The 16,664-nt window shown below is 58.3% G+C and carries 13 protein-coding genes; 1 reads left to right on the plus strand and 12 read right to left on the minus strand.

Annotated elements, in window-relative coordinates; genetic code table 11:
• Positions 1 to 4 precede the first annotated feature (4 nt).
• From OC605_RS12960 to sdhC, 12 genes are all read right to left on the minus strand, one after another.
• Positions 5 to 406: an MAPEG family protein gene (locus tag OC605_RS12960; protein WP_186565924.1), complete on the minus strand. Its 402-nt coding sequence runs from the start codon at positions 404 to 406 to the stop codon at positions 5 to 7.
• Positions 406 to 1,143, minus strand: coding sequence for a DUF599 domain-containing protein (locus OC605_RS12965; RefSeq protein WP_016773682.1), 738 nt, complete (start codon positions 1,141 to 1,143; stop codon positions 406 to 408). The genes OC605_RS12960 and OC605_RS12965 overlap by 1 nt, the downstream gene beginning before the upstream one ends.
• 267 nt (positions 1,144 to 1,410) lie before the next feature.
• Positions 1,411 to 2,724 carry a branched-chain amino acid transport system II carrier protein gene (gene brnQ, locus OC605_RS12970; protein ID WP_016773681.1) on the minus strand — a complete coding sequence of 438 codons (1,314 nt, stop codon included), beginning with the start codon at positions 2,722 to 2,724 and terminating at the stop codon, positions 1,411 to 1,413.
• Positions 2,725 to 3,085: 361 nt separating this feature from the next.
• Positions 3,086 to 3,970, minus strand: a complete 885-nt coding sequence (sucD, locus tag OC605_RS12975; protein WP_016773680.1) for a succinate--CoA ligase subunit alpha — start codon at positions 3,968 to 3,970, stop codon at positions 3,086 to 3,088.
• Positions 3,970 to 5,136 (minus strand): ADP-forming succinate--CoA ligase subunit beta, encoded by a 1,167-nt coding sequence (gene sucC, locus OC605_RS12980; RefSeq protein ID WP_016773679.1) that lies wholly within the window; start codon positions 5,134 to 5,136, stop codon positions 3,970 to 3,972. The genes sucD and sucC overlap by 1 nt, the downstream gene beginning before the upstream one ends.
• 182 nt (positions 5,137 to 5,318) lie before the next feature.
• Positions 5,319 to 6,755: a dihydrolipoyl dehydrogenase gene (gene lpdA / locus OC605_RS12985; RefSeq protein WP_016773678.1), complete on the minus strand. Its 1,437-nt coding sequence runs from the start codon at positions 6,753 to 6,755 to the stop codon at positions 5,319 to 5,321.
• Positions 6,756 to 6,863: 108 nt separating this feature from the next.
• Complete coding sequence (odhB, locus tag OC605_RS12990; protein ID WP_024012151.1) at positions 6,864 to 8,090, minus strand: 2-oxoglutarate dehydrogenase complex dihydrolipoyllysine-residue succinyltransferase; 1,227 nt, start codon at positions 8,088 to 8,090, stop codon at positions 6,864 to 6,866.
• Between the two features lie 44 nt (positions 8,091 to 8,134).
• Positions 8,135 to 10,966, minus strand: coding sequence for a 2-oxoglutarate dehydrogenase E1 component (locus tag OC605_RS12995; protein WP_186565926.1), 2,832 nt, complete (start codon positions 10,964 to 10,966; stop codon positions 8,135 to 8,137).
• Positions 10,967 to 11,217: 251 nt separating this feature from the next.
• A complete protein-coding gene (locus OC605_RS13000; protein WP_016773675.1) occupies positions 11,218 to 11,922 on the minus strand; it encodes a succinate dehydrogenase iron-sulfur subunit in 705 nt (234 codons plus the stop codon).
• A gap of 11 nt (positions 11,923 to 11,933) precedes the next feature.
• Entirely contained in the window at positions 11,934 to 13,706 is a 1,773-nt protein-coding gene (gene sdhA / locus OC605_RS13005) for a succinate dehydrogenase flavoprotein subunit (protein ID WP_024012149.1), read from the minus strand.
• 3 nt (positions 13,707 to 13,709) lie between these two features.
• A complete protein-coding gene (gene sdhD / locus OC605_RS13010) occupies positions 13,710 to 14,078 on the minus strand; it encodes a succinate dehydrogenase, hydrophobic membrane anchor protein (RefSeq protein ID WP_008049683.1) in 369 nt (122 codons plus the stop codon).
• A complete protein-coding gene (sdhC, locus tag OC605_RS13015; RefSeq protein WP_016773673.1) occupies positions 14,072 to 14,446 on the minus strand; it encodes a succinate dehydrogenase, cytochrome b556 subunit in 375 nt (124 codons plus the stop codon). Before sdhC ends, sdhD begins: the two co-directional genes overlap by 7 nt.
• A gap of 363 nt (positions 14,447 to 14,809) precedes the next feature.
• Here sdhC and gltA point away from each other — a divergent pair, with 363 nt between their 5' ends.
• Complete coding sequence (gltA, locus tag OC605_RS13020; protein ID WP_003222994.1) at positions 14,810 to 16,099, plus strand: citrate synthase; 1,290 nt, start codon at positions 14,810 to 14,812, stop codon at positions 16,097 to 16,099.
• The last annotated feature ends 565 nt before the right edge of the window (positions 16,100 to 16,664 follow it).

Genomic DNA, 16,664 nt, shown 5'->3' on the forward strand with positions numbered 1-16,664 from the left:
CCGGTTAGAGCAACACGGTTCTAAAAGTCGGACTAATCATCAGCAACAACGAACAGATGAAGCCAACTAGCCACATCAGGCTGCGCAACTTCGCCAGGTCGGCCAGATAGAACCACAGATAGAACACTCGCGAGATCACGAAGATGATCGCCAGCGCATCGATCAGCCAACCCGTGGTTTGCGTGGTATGCGCCATCAGCACGCCGACGGCGAAGAGGATGAAGGCTTCGATGCTGTTCTGATGAGCCGCCAGCGCCCTCGCACCGAAGCCGGTCAACTGCGCCTGCTGCTGCCGCGGCAAGTGATTGTCATACCCGCCCTGCTCTTTCATGGCCTTGGCCACCGGCATGCGCGCCACGTAGATCAATAAAGCACTGATAAACACACACCAGAACGGAATACTCATCAAACAGCCTCTTTGTTTGCCTCAGGGACGGGCGCCTCTGTAGGGGTATAGACCATGACATCGAGAACGTCGGAATGAAACTCGCGGCGATACAAAACCACCACCACGCCCGCGCTCATGATCATGAACAGCCACGGGCTGACGAACCACGCCAGCATGCTCATGCCGAAGTAATAAGAACGCAGGCCGAAGTTGAACTGGTTGGCCGCCATCGAAATCACCCGCGCCGCCCGTGAAGCGAACGCCTTGCGTTCCTGCTCGGTCACTTGGCGCTCGCCGATCATCGGCGCTGAACCGACGAGAATCGCAGCGAAGTTGTATTGGCGCATGCACCAGCTGAAAGTAAAGAACGCATAGACGAACACCAGTGCCAGGCACAGCAACTTGATCTCCGACATGCCCTGCGACGCCTGCTGCACCATCGGAATATCCGCCAACAACGACACGGCTCGGTCGGACGCGCCGAGCACGGTGAGAATACCGGCGAGGATGATCAACGTGCTGGACGCGAAGAACGAGGCGTTGCGCTCCAGATTGCCGATCACGCTGGCATCGGCGATGCGGTTGTCACGCAGCAGCATGCGGCGCATCCAGTCCTCGCGGTACAGGTGCAACACACTGGCCAGACACGCCGTATCGCGAGCCTTCCAAGTGGCATAACGGGTGTAACCGCCCCAGCAGACGACAAACCAGACGGCGGCGAGCAGGTGGATCAGATTGGCTTGGATGAACGACATGCAATTCCTTGTGAGATGTGATCACGGTATGAATGACCTGTGGGAGCGAGCCTGCTCGCGAAAGCGGCGTACTACCCAACACTCATGGCGGCTGACACAACGCTTTCGCGAGCGGGCTCGCTTCCACATGACGATTTCGGCAACCCTTCGACGTTAGCTCAGCAAAAAAGACACTGCCTCCCGCGCATAAAAAATGCCCCGTATCGATTGATACGGGGCATTTCTGTTTAACCGTGCTCGACCCACTTGTGGCGGGTCCGAATCACGTCAGGCAGTGACTTCGCTGCGCTTGCCCAGCAGACGATCGCAGACCACGGCGACCACCAGGGTCATCACGCACGGCACCAGCCACGCCAGACCCTGTTCGCTCAGCGGCAGATGGGTCAGCTGAGTTGGCATCCAGTCAGCCAGACCAGCGCCTTTCAGGGCGTCGATGGTGCCGAAAACGAAGGAAACCAGCATCACCGGGCCAAGAATGCGCCCGTGCTCATGCCAGAAATCCTTGCAGAAGCTCAGCGCGACCAGAACGATGCACGGCGGGTAGATCGCGGTGAGTACCGGAATCGAGAAGGCGATCAGTTTGGTCAGACCGAGGTTGGAGACCAGCAGCGAGAACGCCGCGAGGATAATCACCAGCGTCTTGTAGGACAGTGGCAGCACACGGCTGAAGTATTCAGCACAGGCACAGGTCAGGCCGACCGCCGTGACCAGACACGCCAGCGAGATCAGCACCGCAAGGAAACCACTGCCCAGCGAACCGAAGGTGTGCTGCACGTAAGCATGCAACACCGCCGCGCCGTTGGTGGCGCCGACCGCGACTTCATGGCTGCCGGATCCGAGGCGGAACAGGCTGACGTAGACCAGTGCCAGACCCACGCCGGCAATCAGCCCGGCGATGATCGCGTAACGGGTGATCAGCGCCGGCGACTCGACGCCACGGGAGCGGATCGCATTGACGATAACGATGCCGAATACCAGTGCGCCGAGGGTATCCATGGTCAGGTAACCATTGATGAAGCCCTGAGAGAACGGTGCCGCCACATATTCCGGCGTGCCGTGACCGATGTCACCCGCCGGCAAGGCGAACGCGGCGATGCCCAGTACTGCCAGCGCAATGATTTTCAGCGGCGCGAGGAAGCGGCCCACGGTATCCAGCAAACGCCCAGGGTAGAGCGAAATGAAGAACACCAGCAGGAAGTACACCGAGCTGTAGAGGAACAGCGCCAGCGGGCTTTCACCGGTCAATGGCGCCAGACCCACTTCAAAGGATACGGTCGCGGTACGCGGAGTGGCGAACAGCGGCCCCACAGCCAGATAGCATGCCGCCGCGAGGATACCGCCAGCGATCTTGCCGATCGGGCTGCTCAACGCATCCATGGCACCGCCGACCTTGGCCAGCGCCACCACGGTGACTACCGGCAAACCTACGGCGGTGATCAGAAAGCCCAGCGCGGCCATCCAGACGTGAGGTCCGGCCTGCAAGCCGACGATCGGCGGGAAGATAATGTTACCGGCCCCGACAAACAGGGCAAACGTCATAAAACCAAGTGCCAGGATGTCCTGACCTTTCAAAACTTTCATTAAGGAAATACCACACTACTGAAATCGGAATTTAGAGGGGGATTGCCCTGTTGGATTAGGGAAATGCTGTCGATCCGTATGGGACTGACCCTTAAAGCGCGTGGCTGCCTTGTGGGCGGCGGACGCAAAAATGGCTGCCAGCCTAACGAATTTGGCTGACAAACGCACTGTTGGAGGGCGAACTATCCGATACGCGACATTTCCGTGTCGCGTTTACATAAGAAAAGCAGCTGCAAGCTACAAGTTTCAAGCTGCAAGCTTCTATCTTGCAGCTAGCCGCTTGAAGCTTGCCGCTGCTCTGAAACGACAAAGGCCACCCGAAGGTGGCCTTTGTTGCTGGAGCTAAAAAGTCAGCCGAAGCTTACTTCTTCACTTCCCAGCCAGTCAGCTCGGCCAAGGCCTTGCCGATGTCTGCCAGCGAACGCACGGTTTTTACGCCTGCGTCTTGCAGCGCAGCGAATTTCTCGTCTGCAGTGCCTTTGCCGCCAGAGATGATTGCGCCAGCATGGCCCATGCGCTTGCCCGGAGGAGCAGTCACACCAGCGATGTAGGAAACAACCGGCTTGGTCACGTTTGCCTTGATGTAGGCAGCCGCTTCTTCTTCAGCCGAACCGCCGATCTCGCCGATCATCACGATCGCCTCGGTCTTCGGGTCTTCCTGGAACAGCTTCAGGATGTCGATGAAGTTCGAACCCGGGATCGGGTCACCGCCGATGCCGACGCAAGTCGACTGACCGAAACCGGCGTCAGTGGTCTGCTTCACAGCTTCGTAGGTCAGGGTGCCGGAACGCGAAACGATACCGACCTTGCCTGGCAAGTGAATGTGACCTGGCATGATGCCGATCTTGCATTCGCCTGGGGTGATCACGCCTGGGCAGTTAGGGCCGATCAGGACTACGCCCAGCTCGTCGCACTTAACTTTGGCGTCCAGCATGTCCAGGGTAGGAATGCCTTCGGTGATGCAGACGATCAGCTTGATGCCGCCGAATGCCGCTTCCAGGATCGAGTCCTTGCAGAACGGAGCCGGAACGTAGATCACGCTGGCGGTAGCGCCAGTGGCAGCTACTGCGTCTTTAACGGTGTTGAACACTGGCAGACCCAGGTGCTCGGTGCCGCCCTTGCCTGGAGTTACGCCACCAACCATCTTGGTGCCGTATTCGATGGCTTGCTGGGTGTGGAAACTACCTTGCGAACCGGTAATACCCTGGCAGATAACTTTGGTGTCTTTATTGATCAGGACGCTCATTATTTGCCCTCCGCAGCTTTGACAACTTGTTGAGCAGCGTCGGTCAGGCTGGTTGCAGCGATGATGTTCAAACCGCTTTCTGCCAGTACTTTAGCGCCCAGCTCAGCGTTGTTGCCTTCAAGGCGAACAACAACCGGGATTTTCACGCCGACTTCTTTCACAGCGCCGATGATGCCTTCGGCAATCATGTCGCAGCGAACGATGCCGCCGAAGATGTTGACCAGTACTGCCGCGACGTTCTGGTCGGACAGGATGATCTTGAACGCTTCAGTAACGCGTTCCTTGGTAGCGCCACCACCTACGTCGAGGAAGTTGGCTGGCTTGCCGCCATGCAGGTTGACGATGTCCATGGTACCCATGGCCAGACCGGCACCGTTGACCATGCAGCCGATGTTGCCTTCCAGGGCTACGTAGTTCAGTTCGAACTTGGCAGCGTGCGCTTCGCGCGGATCGTCCTGCGACGGATCGTGGAAAGCCTTCAGCTTGGGCTGACGGTACATGGCGTTGGCGTCGATGTTGATCTTCGCGTCGAGGCAGTGCAGATCGCCGTCAGCCTTGATCACCAGCGGGTTCACTTCCAGCAGAGCCAGGTCGTGGTCTTTGAACAGCTTGGCCAGACCTACGAAGATCTTGGCGAACTGAGTGACCTGCTTGCCTTCCAGACCCAGCTGGAATGCCAGCTCGCGACCCTGGGATGGCTGAGCGCCAACCAGTGGATCGATAGTGGCCTTGAGAATTTTTTCTGGAGTGTCGTGAGCGATTTTCTCGATGTCCACGCCACCTTCGGTGGAAGCCATGAACACGATGCGACGGCTCGAACGGTCAACGACAGCGCCCAGGTACAGCTCTTTAGCGATATCAGTGCACGATTCAACCAGGATCTTGGTGACTGGCTGGCCATTGGCGTCAGTCTGGTAAGTCACCAGACGCTTGCCCAGCCACTGCTGTGCGAAGGCTTTGGCGTCTTCTTTGCTGCGAACCAGCTTTACGCCGCCCGCTTTACCGCGACCACCGGCGTGAACCTGGGCTTTGACGACCCACTCGTTGCCGCCGATCTTGTCGCAAGCTTCTGCTGCTGCTTCCGGGGTGTCTACTGCATAACCAGTGGAAACTGGCAGGCCGTATTCAGCGAACAGCTGCTTACCCTGATACTCGTGAAGATTCATGCTTTTTACCGTCTTCGTTAGGTACTGCGCATTCGGCGCTGCGCTCGTTTGAGTGCCGCGCCACCTGTGACTGCTGCTTGCGTAGCTGGGCTACGCAAGACTGCGTCCGGCGGACATTCCGCGGTGAGTCTTGCTCGCAAGGCTCACGACGGGCCGTTGCCGCCGTGGTTTCTTATTATGTCTTAACGCTTCTTGCGGTTGGCAATGTGAATGGCGCCGCCATTCACTGCCAGAGCAGCTTCGTGCAAGGCTTCAGACAGGGTCGGATGGGAGAAAACCATCATGCCCAGGTCTTCAGCGCTGGTGCCGAATTCCATACCGATCGCGCCCTGCTGAACCAGCTCTGCAGCGCTCGGGCCAATCACGTGCACGCCCAATACGCGGTCGGTCTTGGCATCGGCGATGACCTTGACGAAACCACCGGTATCGTTGGCAGCCATGGCACGGCCGGAAGCGGCGAACGGGAAGGTGCCGACGTTGACTTCAACGCCTTCGGCCTTCAGCGCCTGCTCGGTTTTGCCAACCCACGCGATTTCCGGGTGAGTATAAATAACCGAAGGGATCAAATCATAGTTCATCTGAGCCTTGTGGCCCTTGATGCGCTCGACAACCATGATGCCTTCTTCGGACGCCTTGTGGGCCAGCATCATGCCGCGAACCACGTCACCGATGGCGAAGACGCCCGGTACAGCTGTGACGCAATGGTCATCGACCGCGATGAAACCGCGCTCGTCGATTTCCACGCCGCAGTCGGCAGACAGCAGATCAGTGGTCACCGGACGGCGACCAACGGCTACGATCAGCTTGTCGAAAGTGATGGTCTGTTCGCCGTTGGCATCGGTGTAGTTGACGACGACTTCTTCGCCGTTGACTTTCGAACCGGTAACGCGAGCGCCCAGCTTGATGTCCAGACCCTGTTTGGTCAGGGTTTTCAGCGCTTCCTTGGAAACAGCGGTGTCCGCTGCCATCAGGAAAGTGTCCAGCGCTTCGAGAACAGTCACTTCTGCACCCAGACGCGACCATACCGAACCCAGCTCCAGACCGATCACGCCAGCGCCGATCACGCCCAGACGTTTAGGTACGGACTGGAATTCCAGAGCGCCAGTCGAATCGACGATGACTTTCTGGTCAACCGGAGCCGGTGGAATGTCGATCGGACGCGAACCTGGCGCGAGGATGACGTTTTCCGCTTCGATCACTTCAACCGAACCGTCCGGCTTGGTGACTTCGACTTTCTTGCCGGCCAGCAGCTTGCCGTGGCCCTGGATCGAAGTAACGCCGTTGGCCTTGAACAGGGTGGCAACGCCGCCAGTCAGGTTCTTGACGATGCCAGCCTTGCGGCCAACCATCGCCGCGACGTCCATTTTGACTTCGCCGGTCGAGATACCGTGAACGTTGAAGCTCTCTTTGGCTTCCTTGTATTTCCACGAGCTGTCGAGCAGCGCCTTGGAAGGAATGCAACCCACGTTCAGGCAGGTACCGCCCAGGGCTTGCTTGCCCTCTGCGTCGGTGTACTTCTCGATGCAGGCAGTGGTCAGGCCCAACTGAGCAGCCTTGATGGCCGCTACATAGCCACCAGGGCCGGCACCGATCACTACTACGTCAAATTTCTGCGACATTCAAAAAATCCTCTTTAGCAATAAAGCTACAAGCCGCAAGCTTCAAGCTGCAAGCCCACCCGCTCGCCTTGAGCTTGAGGCCTGTAGCTGAAAGCTTGCAGCTGCTTTTTAGATATCCAGCAACAGACGAGCCGGATCTTCCAGCAGGTTCTTGATGGTCACCAGGAAGGTCACAGCTTCTTTGCCATCGATCAGGCGGTGATCGTAGGACAGAGCCAGGTACATCATCGGACGGATCACGACCTGACCGTTGATGGCCATCGGACGCTGGATGATGTTGTGCATGCCCAGGATCGCTGCCTGCGGCGGGTTGACGATCGGCGTCGACATCATCGAACCGAAGGTACCACCGTTGGTGATGGTGAAGGTACCACCGGTCATCTCGTCCATCGACAGTTTGCCGTCACGGGCTTTCTTGCCAAATGTTGCGATGCCGCCTTCGATTTCAGCCAGGCTCATCAGCTCGGCGTTACGCAGAACCGGTACCACCAGGCCACGGTCGCTGGAAACGGCAACGCCGATGTCCGCATAGCCGTGGTAAACGATGTCGCCGCCGTCGATCGACGCGTTGACAGCCGGGAAGCGTTTCAGCGCTTCGGTGGCCGCTTTCACGAAGAACGACATGAAGCCCAGGCGTACGCCGTTGTGGGACTTCTCGAACAGGTCCTTGTACTTCGAACGCAGAGCCATGACTTCGGTCATGTCGACTTCGTTGAACGTGGTCAGCATCGCCATGTTCGACTGGGCTTCAACCAGACGCTTGGCCACGGTGGCACGCACGCGAGTCATCGGTACGCGCTTCTCGATGCGGTCGCCGGCAGCGAACACAGGCGCAGCAGCCGAAGGAGCAGCAGCCTTGGCAGGTGCGGCAGCCGGAGCGGCTTTCTTCGCAGCAACTGCTGCTACCACGTCTTCCTTGGTCACACGACCGCCCTTGCCGGTGCCGGCAACGGAAGCGATGTTGATGCCGTTCTCTTCAGCCAGCTTGCGAGCGGCAGGAGCTGCGATCGGGTCATCTTCGCCATCGGCAGCAGCCGGTGCGGCAGCGGCAGTAGCAGCCGGAGCAGCAGCGGCGGCAGGAGCGGCAGCAGCAGCGCCGCCCTCTTCGATCGAGCCCAGAACCTGGTTCGACAGAACGGTAGCGCCCTCTTCGGCAACGATTGCGCCCAGCACGCCGTCCGCTTCAGCCAACACTTCGAGCACGACTTTGTCGGTTTCGATGTCGACGATCAGGTCGTCACGCTTGACGGCCTCACCTGGTTTCTTGTGCCAGGTGGCAACGGTGCCATCGGCAACCGATTCCGGGAATGACGGGGCTTTGATTTCGATAGCCATTATCTGTGGGTCCTTAAAATTCGGTTTCAGTCAGCGCGAAGGCGTTAAACAGTGAAAGCATCTTGCAGCAGTTTTTCCTGCTGCTCGGCGTGCATCGATGCGTAACCACAAGCTGGCGCAGCCGAAGCCTCACGGCCCGCGTACTCAAGTACGAGAGTCTTGTCGAGGTTGGCGATGCTGCGACGCAAGTGATGCTGGCTGCAGTACCAGGCACCCTGGTTCATCGGCTCTTCCTGACACCAAACGGCGTGTTTGACGTTGGTGTATGGAGCCAGGACTTCTTTCAAGTCGTCCTCAGGGAACGGATACAGCTGCTCGATACGCACGATGGCGATATCTTCGCGGCCTTCGGCACGGCGTTTTTCCAGCAGGTCGTAGTAGACCTTGCCGCTGCACAGAACCACGCGCTCGACCTTTTTCGGGTCCAGTGCGTCGATTTCCGGGATCACGGTCTGGAACGAACCTTCGGCCAGATCTTCCAGCGTCGAGATGGCCAGCTTGTGGCGCAGCAGCGACTTCGGCGTCAGCACGACCAGCGGCTTGCGCAGCGGACGGATCACCTGACGACGCAGCAAGTGGTAGATCTGCGCTGGCGTGGTCGGCATGCACACCTGAATGTTGTGCTCGGCGCACAGCTGCAGGTAACGCTCAAGACGTGCCGAGCTGTGCTCAGGGCCCTGACCTTCGTAACCGTGTGGCAACAGCATGGTCAGACCGCAGAGACGGCCCCACTTGTGCTCGCCGCTGGTGATGAACTGGTCGATCACGACCTGAGCACCGTTGGCGAAGTCGCCGAACTGGGCTTCCCAGATCACCAGCGCGTTTGGCGTGGTGGTCGAGTAACCGTATTCGAATGCCAGTACCGCTTCTTCCGAGAGGAACGAGTCGTACAGGTCGAAACGTGGCTGACCGTCGTACAGGTTCTGCAGCGGAATGTAGGTGCCCGCGTCTTTCTGGTTGTGCAACACAGCGTGACGGTGCGAGAACGTACCGCGGCCGATGTCCTGACCGGTCATGCGAATCGGGTGACCTTCGAACGCCAGGGTCGCGTACGCCATGGTTTCGGCGTAACCCCAGTTGATCGGCAGGCCGCCGGCTTGCATCTTCTGACGGTCTTCGTAGATCTTCGCGACCTGACGCTGAACGACGAAGCCTTCCGGAATTTCCAGCAGCTTGGCGGACAGCTCTTGCAGGGTCTTCAGATCGAAACGCGTGTCGTGACGCGCGGTCCAGGCGTGGCCCAGGTATGGACGCCAGTCGACGAACAGCTCTTTGTTCGGCTCTTTGACCAGCGATTTCACTACGTGCAGACCGTTGTCCAGCGCGTTGCGGTATTCGTCGACCTTGGCCTGAACGCGTTCAGAGTCAAGCACACCGGCCTGAGTCAGGCGATCAGCGTACAGCTCACGGGTGGTGCGCTGCTTGGTGATCTGCTGATACATCAGGGGCTGAGTGCCGCTTGGCTCGTCGGCCTCGTTGTGGCCGCGACGACGGTAGCAGACCAGATCGATCACCACGTCACGCTTGAACTGCATGCGGTAGTCGATGGCCAGTTGGGTCACGAACAGCACGGCTTCCGGATCATCACCATTCACATGGAGGATCGGCGCCTGGATCATCTTGGCAACGTCGGTGGCGTACTCGGTGGAGCGCGAGTCCAGCGGGTTGCTGATGGTGAAACCGACCTGGTTGTTGATCACGATGTGCACGGTACCGCCGGTCTTGAAACCGCGGGTCTGTGACATCTGGAAGGTTTCCATGACCACGCCCTGACCGGCAAATGCCGCGTCACCGTGGATGGAGATCGGCAGAACTTTCTCACCGGTCAGGTCGTTGCGACGGTCCTGACGGGCGCGCACCGAACCTTCGACCACCGGGGAAACGATTTCCAGGTGGGACGGGTTGAACGCCATGGCCAGGTGAACTTCACCGCCGGTGGTCATCACGTTGGACGAGAAGCCCTGGTGGTATTTGACGTCACCGGAACCGAGCTCGACCTTCTTCTTGCCTTCGAACTCGTCGAACAGCTCGCGCGGGTTCTTGCCGAAGGTGTTGACCAGAACGTTCAGACGGCCACGGTGGGCCATGCCGATGACGACTTCCTTGGTGCCGTACGAGCCGGAACGCTGGATCAGTTCGTCGAGCATCGGAATCAGGCTTTCGCCGCCTTCCAGACCGAAACGCTTGGTGCCCGGGTATTTGGTGCCCAGGTATTTTTCCAGGCCTTCACCGGCAGTCACGCGCTCAAGCAGGTGGCTCTTGATGTCGGCGGAGTACGTCGGACGGCCACGCACGCTTTCCAGACGCTGCTGGAACCACTGGCGCTGCTCGGAATCGGTGATGTGCGTGAATTCAGCGCCGATGGTGCGGCAATATGTCTGCTGCAACGCTTCGTGAATTTCGCGTAGGCTCGCTTCCTCTTTGCCGATGAACAGGTCGCCGGCACGGAAGGTCGTATCAAGATCGGCATTGGTCAAGCCGTAATGATTGATCGACAGGTCTGCAGGTGCAGGACGCTGCCACAGCCCCAGCGGGTCAAGCTGGGCTGCCTGGTGGCCACGCATACGGTAGGCCTGGATCAATCGCAGCACTTCAACTTGCTTCTTCTCGTGCTCACTGCTCACGCTGCCGGCGGAAACCGGTTGGGCGCGGCGCTGGTTCTTTGCCAGCAGCACGAAATGATCGCGAATCGTCGAGTGCGAAACATCAGTGGCAGAGTTGCCGTCGGCTGGCAACTTCTGAAAGTAGGTGCGCCACTCTTCTGGCACAGCGTTAGGGTCGTGCAGGTAGAGCTCATAAAGCTCTTCCACATAGGCAGCGTTTCCACCTGAAAGGTAGGCGCTGTTCCACATGCGCTGCATCACGCTTTCTTGCATGCTTGGTCACCCTCGGTTAGGGGAACACCATCGGTGTCGACACCGAGCAAACTTGCAGAAGTCCGAATGCAGCGACTAAAACAAGCCACCTAGGATCACACTGATAGTCCGGGTACCAGCCCGGATGCCCCTGCTTGTCTCATTTCTTCAAAAGAAGAGCTGCAGCTTATGGCTACGGCTCTGGTTATAGCCATGACGCGGGTTGAAGCCCGCGCCACAGCCTCTACGGTGCAACGGTTACAGCAGCTGAATCACACGCCGCTCGAAAGCAGCATGTTACGGATGTGACCGATGGCCTTAGTCGGGTTCAGGCCTTTCGGACATACGTTGACGCAGTTCATGATGCCCCGGCAGCGGAAAACGCTGAACGGGTCGTCAAGTGAAGCCAGACGCTCGCTGGTCTTGGTGTCGCGGCTGTCTGCCAGGAAGCGGTAGGCTTGCAGCAGCGCAGCAGGACCCAGGAACTTGTCCGGGTTCCACCAGAAGGACGGGCAAGAGGTCGAGCAGCAGGCGCACAGGATGCACTCGTACAGACCGTCGAGCTTTTCGCGCTCTTCTGGCGACTGCAGACGCTCGATGGCCGGAGCCGGCGTGTCGTTCTGCAGGTAAGGCTTCACCTTCTCGTATTGCTTGTAGAAGATGCTCATATCGACGACCAGGTCACGGATAACCGGCAAACCTGGCAGCGGACGAACGATCAGCTTGTTGCCTTTTACAACGGCAGACAGCGGCGTGATGCAGGCCAGACCGTTCTTGCCGTTGATGTTCATGCCGTCGGAGCCGCAGACGCCTTCACGGCAGGAGCGACGATAGGAGAAACCTTCGTCCTGCTCTTTGATCAGGGCCAGCACGTCCAGCACCATCAGGTCTTTACCACCGGTATCGACCTGGAAATCCTGCATGAACGGCGCAGCGTCCTGATCAGGGTTGTAGCGATAAACACTGACTTGCAACATGGCGGTCACCCTTAATAAGTCCGGACTTTAGGTTCGAAAGTCGGAACAGTCTTCGGCGAGAAGTTCACGGCACGCTTGGTGACGCGCTTGTCACCCGGGAAGTACAGGGTGTGGCACAGCCAGTTTTCGTCATCACGGTCTTCGAAGTCTTCACGGGCGTGAGCGCCGCGGGACTCTTTACGTACTTCGGCCGCGATGGCGGTAGCTTCAGCCACTTCCAGCAGGTTCTGCAGTTCCAGCGCTTCGATACGTGCAGTGTTGAACGCTTGCGACTTGTCGTTGATCTTCACGTTGGCGATACGCTTGCGCAGATCGGCCAGCTGAGCGATGCCCTTCTGCATGTATTCGCCGGTACGGAATACACCGAAGTAGTTCTGCATGCAGCTTTGCAGCTCGCGACGCAGGGTGGCAACGTCTTCACCGTCGGTACGGTTGTTCAGCGCGTTCAGACGCGACAGTGCAGCTTCGATGTCGGACTCGGTAGCGTCGTCGTATTCGATGCCATCGGTCAACGCCTTTTCCAGGTGCAGGCCGGCAGCGCGACCGAAGACCACCAGGTCGAGCAGCGAGTTGCCGCCCAGACGGTTCGCACCGTGTACCGATACGCAAGCCACTTCGCCTACCGCGAACAGGCCAGGAATGATCTGGTCCTGACCTTCGGCGTTCTGGGTGATCGCCTGGCCATGAATGTTGGTGGCAACGCCGCCCATCATGTAGTGGCAGGTCGGCACAACCGGAACCGGAGCAACGACCGGGTCAACGTGGGCGAAAGTCTTCGACAGTTCGCAGATGCCTGGCAGACGGCTGTGCAGCACTTCCTCGCCCAAGTGGTCGAGTTTGAGCATTACGTGGTCGCCATTCGGACCGCAACCGTTGCCGGCGATGATTTCCTTGACCATCGAACGGGCAACCACGTCGCGACCTGCAAGGTCTTTCGCGTTCGGAGCATAACGCTCCATGAAACGCTCGCCGTGCTTGTTGATCAGGTAACCACCTTCACCACGGCAACCTTCGGTAACCAGTACACCGGCGCCGGCGATGCCGGTCGGGTGGAACTGCCACATTTCGATGTCTTGTACCGGCACGCCAGCACGCAGAGCCATGCCGACGCCGTCACCGGTGTTGATCAGGGCGTTGGTGGTGGACGCGTAGATACGGCCTGCACCGCCAGTGGCCAGAACGGTGGCCTTGGCACGGATGTAGGAGGTTTCGCCGGTTTCGATGCAGATCGCGATCACACCAACGAATTCGCCTTCCTGGTTTTTCACCAGATCAACAGCGTAGTACTCGTTGAGGAACGTGGTGCCGGCTTTCAGGTTGCCCTGATAAAGCGTGTGCAGCAGCGCGTGACCGGTACGGTCGGACGCAGCGCAAGTACGTGCAGCCTGACCGCCCTTGCCGTAGTCCTTGGACTGGCCACCGAACGGACGCTGATAGATGCGGCCTTGCTCGGTACGCGAGAACGGCAGACCCATGTGGTCCAGCTCGAAAACAGCGGCCGGGCCTTCCTGACACATGTATTCGATAGCGTCCTGGTCACCGATGTAGTCGGAACCCTTGACGGTATCGTACATGTGCCAGCGCCAGTCATCGTTCGGATCGGCGGAAGCGATGGCGCACGTGATGCCGCCCTGTGCGGATACAGTGTGCGAACGGGTCGGGAAAACCTTGGTGATCACCGCAGTCTTGTGGCCGCCCTGTGCCAGCTGCAGCGCAGCGCGCATGCCGGCACCGCCACCACCAATAATGATGGCGTCGAAAGAAATCGTTGGAATGTTAGCCATGAATCAGATACCCCAGAGAATCTGCACACCCCAGACGAAGTAAGCGAACATCGCAACGCCGCATACTGCCTGGAAAAGGAAACGTATCGCCGTTGCGGACTTGCCGAACGCCATTGGCGTCAGGTAGTCGGTCGCGATGGTCCACATGCCGACCCAGGCGTGAGCGCCCAGAGCAACAAGGGCCAGCAGGCTGAAAATACGCATTCCGTTGTGAGCGAACAGTTCATGCCACTGGGCATACTCGAGGCCAGGATTGGCGACGATGTATCCGATCAGAAAGATGAAGTAAGCCGCGAGAACGACCGCAGACACACGCTGTGCCATCCAGTCATAGAGGCCCGAACGCGACAGGTTAGTGACGTTAGTTACCATATCCAGACTCCTGCCAGAACGATTACCACCACGGAAACGGCGATAACGATTTTCGAGCCCAGTTTGCCGCCTTCCAGCGTCTCACCGATGCCCATGTCCATGATCAAGTGGCGCACACCGGCTACCAGGTGATACAGCAGAGCGGACAGGATGCCCCAAATCACTAGCTTGGCTAGCGGACTGGTCAGACACGCTTTCACCTGACCGAAGCCTTCCTCGGAGCTCAGCGACTTGTCCAATGCATAAAGCATGATGGCAAGGCACACGAAGAGGATGACACCGGAGATACGGTGAAGAATGGACGTGTAAGCAGTGACTGGGAGTTTGATGGTCCTTAGGTCTAGGTTTACAGGTCGTTGGCTTTTCACGGCTTTTTTTTCACACTGAAGAGCCCCTAACAATCAGGGCAAAGTTGTTGGGGAGTGCACTGGTCAGGTAACCACCACCCAGGGATGCGACCCCCAATGAAAGCAAGCCCAAAAGCCCTTGGCGGTCGGTGGCCGAGTATAGACAGTTAGGCTACTAATGACAACGCGTTCACCTACCCCCAATAGCGGATTGCACAAGTTGCATAAAAGGCGTAAATGGCAGGCAATTTCGAGGAAAAAGTCGGCTTAAAGCCTTCTGGAGCAAGACTTTAGGCAAATTGACATTCGAATTTATCTCACTATAGTGGTGCGGGCCCTGCGTGGGGGGTCTGTCTGATGGTTCAAGCATAAATAGGAGGCCACATGGCTGACAAAAAAGCGCAGTTGATCATCGAGGGCGCAGCCCCCGTCGAGCTGCCCATTTTAACCGGCACCGTTGGTCCCGATGTAATCGATGTTCGGGGCCTGACGGCCACGGGCCGCTTCACTTTCGACCCGGGTTTCATGTCGACCGCTTCGTGCGAATCGAAAATCACCTATATCGACGGCGACAACGGCATTCTGTTGCACCGCGGCTACCCGATCGAACAGCTGGCTGAAAAGTCGGACTACCTGGAAACCTGCTACCTGCTGCTCAACGGCGAATTGCCGACCGCAGAACAGAAGGCCCAGTTCGTCAGCACCGTGAAAAACCACACCATGGTTCACGAGCAGCTGAAAACCTTCTTCAACGGTTTCCGTCGCGACGCCCACCCGATGGCCGTCATGTGCGGTGTAGTCGGCGCCCTCTCGGCCTTCTACCACGACTCCCTGGACATCAATAACCCGCAGCATCGCGAAATTTCCGCGATCCGCCTGGTTGCGAAGATGCCGACCCTGGCAGCGATGGTTTACAAGTACTCCATGGGCCAACCCATGATGTACCCGCGCAACGATCTGACTTACGCGGAAAACTTCCTGCACATGATGTTCAACACCCCGTGCGAGATCAAACCGATCAGCCCGGTACTCGCCAAGGCCATGGACCGGATCTTCATCCTCCACGCCGACCACGAGCAGAACGCTTCGACCTCCACCGTGCGTCTGGCCGGTTCTTCGGGTGCCAACCCGTTCGCCTGTATTGCCGCCGGTATCGCCGCACTGTGGGGCCCTGCCCACGGCGGTGCGAACGAAGCCGTGCTGACCATGCTCGACGAGATTGGCGATGTGTCGAACATCGACAAGTTCATCGCCAAGGCCAAGGACAAGAACGATCCGTTCAAGTTGATGGGCTTCGGTCACCGCGTCTACAAGAACCGCGACCCTCGCGCGACTGTCATGAAGCAGACCTGCGACGAAGTGTTGAAGGAACTGGGCATCAACAACGATCCGCAACTCGAACTGGCCATGCGCCTGGAAGAGATCGCGTTGACCGACCCGTACTTCATCGAGCGCTCGCTGTACCCGAACGTCGACTTCTACTCGGGGATAATCCTCAAGGCGATCGGCATTCCAACCAGCATGTTCACGGTGATTTTCGCCCTGGCGCGTACCGTGGGCTGGATTTCGCACTGGAAAGAAATGCTCTCGAGCCCGTACAAGATTGGCCGTCCGCGCCAGCTGTACACCGGTTATGAGTCGCGAGACATCACCAAGCTGGAAGATCGCAAATAAGGTTTTTTCTTTTTTGTGATGGTTTAGTGGTGTGTCAGGAACGGCCTCTTATATAGAGGCCGTTTTTGTTTCTGTTGGTGTTCATTGGATTGGGGGCATATCCGTTGCTGCGGTAACGGCTTCTTATGGTTTCGCTCTTACAGCGAGTCCCTTTTTCAAACGCCGGAGTGCCGGCCCAGCAAAAAGGAACCAAAAGGCTTTGCCCCGGCGTACGGCCCGCTCGCTAAAGCTCGGGGCTCCTTCGTTACGGGACCGATCCGGGCGCAGCGGCTACGGTTTGCTTCGCTGCACCTCCTTCCGCTGTGTACGACTGCGTCGTACGGTCGCTGCGCTCCCACACCCGGATCGATCCCGTAACGAAGCCTGCCGAAGGGGCAAAAGATCAAAAGCCAGATCAAAATCAAAAGCCAGAGCAAAATCAAAAGCCCCTCACCCTAGCCCTCTCCCTGTATGTACCGGAGACATGGTGGACAGGTGTTCGGAGACATGGTGGACACATTTTAATAGACACATTGCTCATCGCGAAGGAGATGGCCTGTGTCTTGGCAAGAGGTGTCCACCGTGC

Source organism: Pseudomonas sp. Marseille-Q5117, assembly GCF_946901175.1.
In the GTDB taxonomy this organism is placed as follows: domain Bacteria; phylum Pseudomonadota; class Gammaproteobacteria; order Pseudomonadales; family Pseudomonadaceae; genus Aquipseudomonas; species Aquipseudomonas iranensis.